The organism is Dietzia sp. B19 (genome assembly GCF_014145155.1).
GTDB classification, from domain to species: Bacteria; Actinomycetota; Actinomycetes; order Mycobacteriales; family Mycobacteriaceae; genus Dietzia; species Dietzia natronolimnaea.
In genome coordinates, this window is record NZ_JAALED010000049.1 from 1 (window position 1) to 6,102 (window position 6,102).

The 6,102-nt window shown below is 70.8% G+C and carries 6 protein-coding genes; 3 read left to right on the plus strand and 3 right to left on the minus strand.

Going from position 1 to position 6,102, the window contains the following annotated elements; genetic code table 11:
* On the plus strand, nucleotides 1-222 hold a 222-nt coding region (locus G6020_RS02125; RefSeq protein ID WP_206682193.1), incomplete at its 5' end, for a hypothetical protein.
* A gap of 73 nt (nucleotides 223-295) precedes the next feature.
* Here G6020_RS02125 and aqpZ read toward each other — a convergent pair.
* From aqpZ to G6020_RS02140, 3 genes are all read right to left on the minus strand, one after another.
* On the minus strand, nucleotides 296-1,021 hold the full coding sequence (gene aqpZ / locus G6020_RS02130) for an aquaporin Z (RefSeq protein ID WP_182609516.1): 726 nt from the start codon (nucleotides 1,019-1,021) through the stop codon (nucleotides 296-298).
* Nucleotides 1,022-1,271: 250 nt separating this feature from the next.
* Entirely contained in the window at nucleotides 1,272-2,000 is a 729-nt protein-coding gene (locus G6020_RS02135; RefSeq protein ID WP_182609517.1) for an NAD-dependent deacylase, read from the minus strand.
* 38 nt (nucleotides 2,001-2,038) lie between these two features.
* The gene (locus G6020_RS02140; RefSeq protein ID WP_241730811.1) at nucleotides 2,039-2,659 is read right to left on the minus strand and encodes a hypothetical protein; all 621 of its coding nucleotides are present in this window, start codon (nucleotides 2,657-2,659) and stop codon (nucleotides 2,039-2,041) included.
* Between the two features lie 412 nt (nucleotides 2,660-3,071).
* Between G6020_RS02140 and typA the strand changes: the two genes are divergently transcribed.
* Nucleotides 3,072-4,994 carry a translational GTPase TypA gene (gene typA, locus G6020_RS02145; RefSeq protein WP_179525605.1) on the plus strand — a complete coding sequence of 641 codons (1,923 nt, stop codon included), beginning with the start codon at nucleotides 3,072-3,074 and terminating at the stop codon, nucleotides 4,992-4,994.
* 95 nt (nucleotides 4,995-5,089) lie between these two features.
* The coding region (locus G6020_RS02150; protein ID WP_347238288.1) for an ABC transporter substrate-binding protein at nucleotides 5,090-6,102 on the plus strand (1,013 nt) is incomplete at its 3' end.

The window sequence follows — 6,102 nt, forward strand, 5'->3', positions numbered from 1 at the left end:
GGCGGCGCCACCGGCGACATCGCGGACGCCGGTGGCCGGCACTCCAGGTCTGACGGGTCGCAGGGTCTCGGCACCCATGACACCGGCACCCATGACACCGGCATCCACGACCGGACGGGGCGTCACCCGGACGACGTCGATCCGGCCGCCCACCCGGACCGGGAGCCGGGCGTCGTGGACAAGGTGTTGGGACGGAACCGACGGGACGAGCAGGGGCGCTGACCCCCGGTACGTCGGACCGACTGCAGGGCCCGCGGGAGATGATCCCGCGGGCCCTGCAGTCATTCCCGGGTGGTCAGGCGGCGGCGCCGGTGGTGACCCGGGCGTTCTTCACCCGCTCGCCGAACAGGGGACCGTACAGGGCGCCGGCGATGAGCGCGCCGAGGATCGGGGCCACCCAGAAGAGCCACAGCTGACCGACGGCCCCGTCGCCGTTGAAGAAGGCCACGGCGGTCGAGCGGGCCGGGTTCACCGAGGTGTTGGTGATGGGTATCGAGATGAGGTGGATCAACGTCAGCGTCAGCCCGATCGCCAGGGGTGCGAAGCCGGCGGGGGCGCGGCGATCGGTGGCTCCGAGGATCACCCAGATGAAGATCGCGGTCAGCACGACCTCGATGATCAGGGCCGAGAGCAGGCCGTACCCGTCCGGGGAGTTGGCGCCGAAGCCGTTGGCGGCCATGTGGCCGGTCGCCTCGAATCCGTCCTTGCCCTTGGCCACGACGAGTATCAGTGCTCCCGCGACCAGACCGCCGACGACCTGGCTGACGATGTATACGGGGGCCTTGGCCCAGGGGAGGCGCCCGGCGATGGCGGCGCCGACGGTGACGGCCGGGTTGAAGTGGCCGCCGGAGATGTGGCCGAGCGCGTACACGCCGGTCAGGACGGTCAGGCCGAAGGCCAGGGAGACACCGAGGTAGCCGACGCCCACGGGGACGTCTCCGGTGTCTGCGGTGGCGACCTGGACGGCGGCGAACACCGCCGTGCCGCACCCTCCCAGTACCAGCCAGAAGGTGCCGATCACCTCGGCCGCGATCACCGCCGTCCCGGACGGGGTGCCGGGGGACGTGTCGGACGGGGTGCCGGGGGACGGTGCGGACGGGGTGCGCGGGGACGAGTCGGACATGGATTGACCTCCGGTGGTGTACTCCCCGGGATCGGGGGAGGCGGGAACGTGGTGGTGAGTGTTTCCGCTGAGCACACGCTAGCGCTGCCGGGGTCCCGCCGCGCCGGTTCCGCGACCTGTCAAGCGGTCCCGGCGAGGTGAGCCTCGGTCAGGGCGCCAGGAGAGTCGGGAGAACCGCCGCGGCGGTGTCACGGAGGTGGACCGTCACCCCGTCCGTGAGGCCGGAGGGATCGGGGTTGACCTCGACGACCGGGATCCCGAGGTCGACGGCGATGCCGGGGAGCGATGCGGCGGGATGGACGAGACCGGAGGTGCCGACGACCAGGACCGCGGTCGCGGCGGAGATCGCGGACACCGCGGCGTCCCAGGGCTGCCGGGGGAGCATCTCTCCGAACCAGACCACTCCCGGTCTGGCCCGTCCGCCGCACCGCGGGCAGTCGGGCGGCGCGAGCCGGTCCACGGGGTCCTCCGGCGGCGCCCCCACCTCCATCGGGGCCCCACACTCGTCACACCGGTGTGCGAAGAGGCTGCCGTGGAGATGGTGCACCCCGGCGGAACCCGCGCGCTCGTGCAGGTCGTCGACGTTCTGGGTCACCACCGTCACGCTGCGGTCCCGGGCGGCGCGGGCGATCGCGAGATGACCGGCATTCGGCTCGGCGCATCCGACGAGGTGCTCGCGCCAGCGATACCAGGCCCACACGGAGTCCCGGTCGCGGTCCCAGGCCTCCGGGGTCGCGAGGTCGGCGGGGTCGTGGCGTGCCCACAGTCCCGTCCGGGAGTCCCGGAAGGTGGGCACCCCGCTCTCCGCACTCATCCCGGCACCCGTCAGAACGACGAGAGGCCCACCGTCGCCGAGGGCGAGACGGGCCTTGCTCATGTCGGGGTGGGGCCGGTCGGACCCCACGCCGTCGCTGATCACGGGACGAACGCGGAACCCACCAGCGGCAGTGAGACACAATTGGAGGTCCCGCCGCCGGCGAGGGTGGTGGTGACGCCGCCCTGCAGGAGCATCAGCACCTGCCCCGGGCCGGTGTCGGCGACACCGTTGAGGGTCGCCGGTCCGCCCGCGTTGATCCCGTTGTAGCTGAGCACGGTGGTGCCGCGGCGACCGTTGTTGATGTTGAACCAGTCCACGGTCATGGGCTGCACCTGCTGGGGTGCGACGCCCTCGGTGCCGAGGGCGGTGAAGATGAAGCCAAGGTGGCCGCCCGGGATGCCGGGCAGGGGCAGGCCGGCGGGCCCCGGCACGGCGGTGGCGGCCCCGACCGCGGTCTGTTCCCCGTCGATGCAGTTCTGCATGATGGTCGGGTAGGCGAACTGCGCGATCACCGGACCGTTCTCGGGCAGCGGGGTGCCCGGCTCGCCGGACCCGCGGAAGAAGCCCACCAGCCGGGCGATGGTGCCCCGGGTCTCCTCGGGGATCCACTGCTGCTCGGAGAGGTTCTCGATGGCCTGCAGCACCGGCTCGGTCGGGCGGCCCAGCTCGTCCAGCGACTGGGCGCTCGCGGAGGCGGGGACGGCGAGCGACACGGCCATGGCGGCGACTGCACCGAGACCTAGGGTCCTGAACGAGTTCCTGAGCGAGTGGCGGGTCACTGGCGAGTCCATTCTTCGGATGAGGCGGACGGACCGGTCGGCGGGCCGACCAATCGACGGCTCGATGTTCTCACAACGTTTACAGGTGTGGATACCGGAGGCCCGGTTGCTGTGGCGTCTGTGGCCAGTGTGGCAGAAGATACTTGTGATGTAAATAACAGTCGCCGCCGCGGGTGTGGCGTCGCCCGCTCGGGATGACTGTCCGGAGGCCGATGCGGGTAATGTGGTCACGCACGCGCGCTCGACCGGACGCGCTTGTGGATCACGCGGGAGTCCCGCAGATTCCCACCACGCGCCCGGCGGCCACAGAGTCGCCCGTGGCGCCGAAAGCCTCTGAGGGAGAACCCACCGTATGGCCCTGACCGAGTTCCGCAACGTCGCCATCGTCGCGCACGTCGACCATGGTAAGACGACACTCGTCGACGCGATGCTGCGCCAGTCCGGAGCGTTCGACGAACGCGCGGAGCTCGTGGACCGGGTCATGGACTCGGGTGACCTCGAGCGTGAGAAGGGCATCACGATCCTGGCCAAGAACACGTCGGTGCGGCGTCTCGGCGCAGGGTCGGGCGGCGCCGACCTCGTCTTCAACATCATCGACACCCCCGGCCACGCCGACTTCGGCGGCGAGGTGGAGCGCGGCCTCAACATGGTCGACGGCGTCGTCCTGCTCATCGACTCCTCGGAGGGTCCGCTGCCGCAGACGCGGTTCGTCCTGCGGAAGGCGCTGGCGGCATCCCTTCCGGTCATCATCGTCGTCAACAAGACCGACCGTCCGGACGCCCGCATCGACGAGGTCGTCGAGGACGCCCAGGACCTCCTCATCGGACTCGCCTCCGATCTCGAGGACCCGGACGCCCAGGCCGCGGCCGAGCGCGCGCTCGAACTGCCCGTGGTGTTCGCCTCCGGTCGCGCCGGTAAGGCCTCGACCACGCAGCCGGCCAACGGCCAGGAACCGGCCGGGGAGAACCTCGACGAGCTCTTCACGCTCCTGTACGACGTGATCCCCGCGCCCCGCGGTGACGCCGACGCGCCGCTGCAGGCCCACGTGACCAACCTGGACGCGTCCAACTTCCTCGGTCGTATCGGTCTGGTCCGTATCCACAACGGCCGTCTCCGCAAGGGTCAGCAGGTGGCGTGGATCCACAACCTTCCCGACGGCGGTCAGGAGACCAAGTCCGTGCGGATCTCGGAACTCCTCGCGACCAAGGGTGTCGAGCGGATGCCCACCGACGAGGCCGTGGCCGGCGACATCGTCGCGGTGGCCGGGATCAGCGACATCATGATCGGCGACACCCTCGCGGATCCGGAGAACCCGGTGGCGCTGCCCGCGATCACCGTCGACGAGCCGGCGATCTCGATGACCATCGGCGTCAACACCTCCCCGCTCGCCGGCCGCAACGGCGGTACCAAGCTCACCGCGCGGATGGTCAAGGCGCGTCTCGACCAGGAGCTCGTGGGCAACGTCTCGCTCAAGGTCCTCGACACCGCGCGCCCCGACGACTGGGAGGTCCAGGGCCGCGGCGAGATGGCGCTGTCCATCCTCGTCGAGACCATGCGCCGGGAGGGCTTCGAGCTCACCGTGGGCAAGCCGCAGGTCGTGACCCGGGTCGTCGACGGCAAGGTCCACGAGCCGATGGAGCACATGACCATCGACGTGCCCGAGGAGTACCTCGGCGCGGTCACCCAGCTCATGGCGGCCCGCAAGGGGCGCATGGAGCAGATGGGCAACCACGGATCCGGATGGGTCCGGATGGAGTTCCGGGTGCCCGCCCGGGGGCTGATCGGCTTCCGCACGACCTTCATGACCGAGACGCGCGGCGCCGGGATCGCCAACTCCGAGTCGGCCGGCTACGAGCCCTGGGTCGGAGAGATCCGCTCGCGGCACACCGGTTCACTGGTTGCCGACCGTGCCGGCAAGGCCACCGCGTTCGCGCTGCTCAGCCTGGCCGACCGCGGCGACTTCTTCATCGAGCCCGGTTCCGAGGTGTACGAGGGCGTCGTCGTGGGCGAGAACCCGCGATCCGAGGACATGGACGTCAACATCACCAAAGAGAAGAAGCTCACCAACATGCGAGCGGCCTCCTCCGATACGACCGAGACCCTGCAGAGGGCCCGCAACCTCTCGCTGGAGGAGGCCATGGAGTTCTGCGCCGGCGACGAGTGCGTGGAGGTCGGACCGGAGGCGATCCGCGTGCGCAAGGTGCTGCTCACCGCCAATGAGCGGGCCAAGGCCCGCAGCAAGTCCAAGTCGCGCGAGCAGCAGTCGGTCAACTGACGAGGACCCTGGTGGCGACGAGGGGGGCATCAGTTCGTCGGCGCGGCACGAGCGTTCTGGCAGCCGTGCTCTCCCTCGTCGTCGTCACAGGGTGTGTGGCCGATCCGCCTCCGCCCACCGTGGTGGGGGAGGAGCGTACCGACGGGGAGTCCGTCAACCTGTCCAGTGGCGGGGTCCTGCTGGCCCTCGACCGCGTCGACCCGGGCTTCAACCCGCATCTCCTGGCCGATCAGGGAGTCGACACGGACCTGGTCGCCTCCCTGCTGCTCCCGAGCGCGTTCGTCCCCGGGCCGGGCGGTGAGCCGGTGCTCAACCGCGACCTCCTCGTGTCCGCCGAGCCCCTGCCGGGGAGCCCGCGGACAATCCGCTACACGATCGACCCGCTGGCCCAGTGGACCGACGGGGTGCCGGTCGCGGCCGAGGACTTCGAGTACCTGTGGCGGCAGATGACGACCCAGCCCGGAGTGGTCGACCCCGCCGGGTACGAGCAGATCGTCGAGGTGCGGTCCGGCGCCGGGGGCAAGGTCGTCGACGTGGTGTTCGACTCCCCACCGACGCAGTGGCGGACGCTGTTCGCCGACCTGCTGCCCGGGCACATCCTCAAGAACGCCCCGGACGGTTTCCAGGGCGCGATGTCCGGCCTCCCCGTGATGAGCGCGGGACCGTTCATGATCCGGTTCGCCGACATCGGTCGGGGCGAGATCGAGTTCGTACGCAACGACCGGTACTGGGCGCGCGCGCCGGAACTCGATCAGATCCTCGTGCGGCGGGCGACAGGGGCCGGACAACTCGGCGCGGCGTTGCGTGGAGGACCGGGATCACTCGCGATGGTCTCGGCGACACCGTTGGCCGCGGACGTCTCGGCCACCGTCCACGGGGTCCGCGCCGTGACCGTCGACTCCTCGGCCCAACTCGAACTGGGCTTCAACACCGTCGCCCCGGCGGTCCGCGACCCGGAAGTGCGGCGCGGCCTCACGGCGGCGGTGGACCCCGAGGTGGTCGGTCGGATCGTCACCGGACAGTCCGACCCGGCCGTCACGACCTACCCGTTCCCGCCGGGGTCCGCCAGCACCACGACCGGCGACGGGGCCGCCGTGGAGCGCGCGCT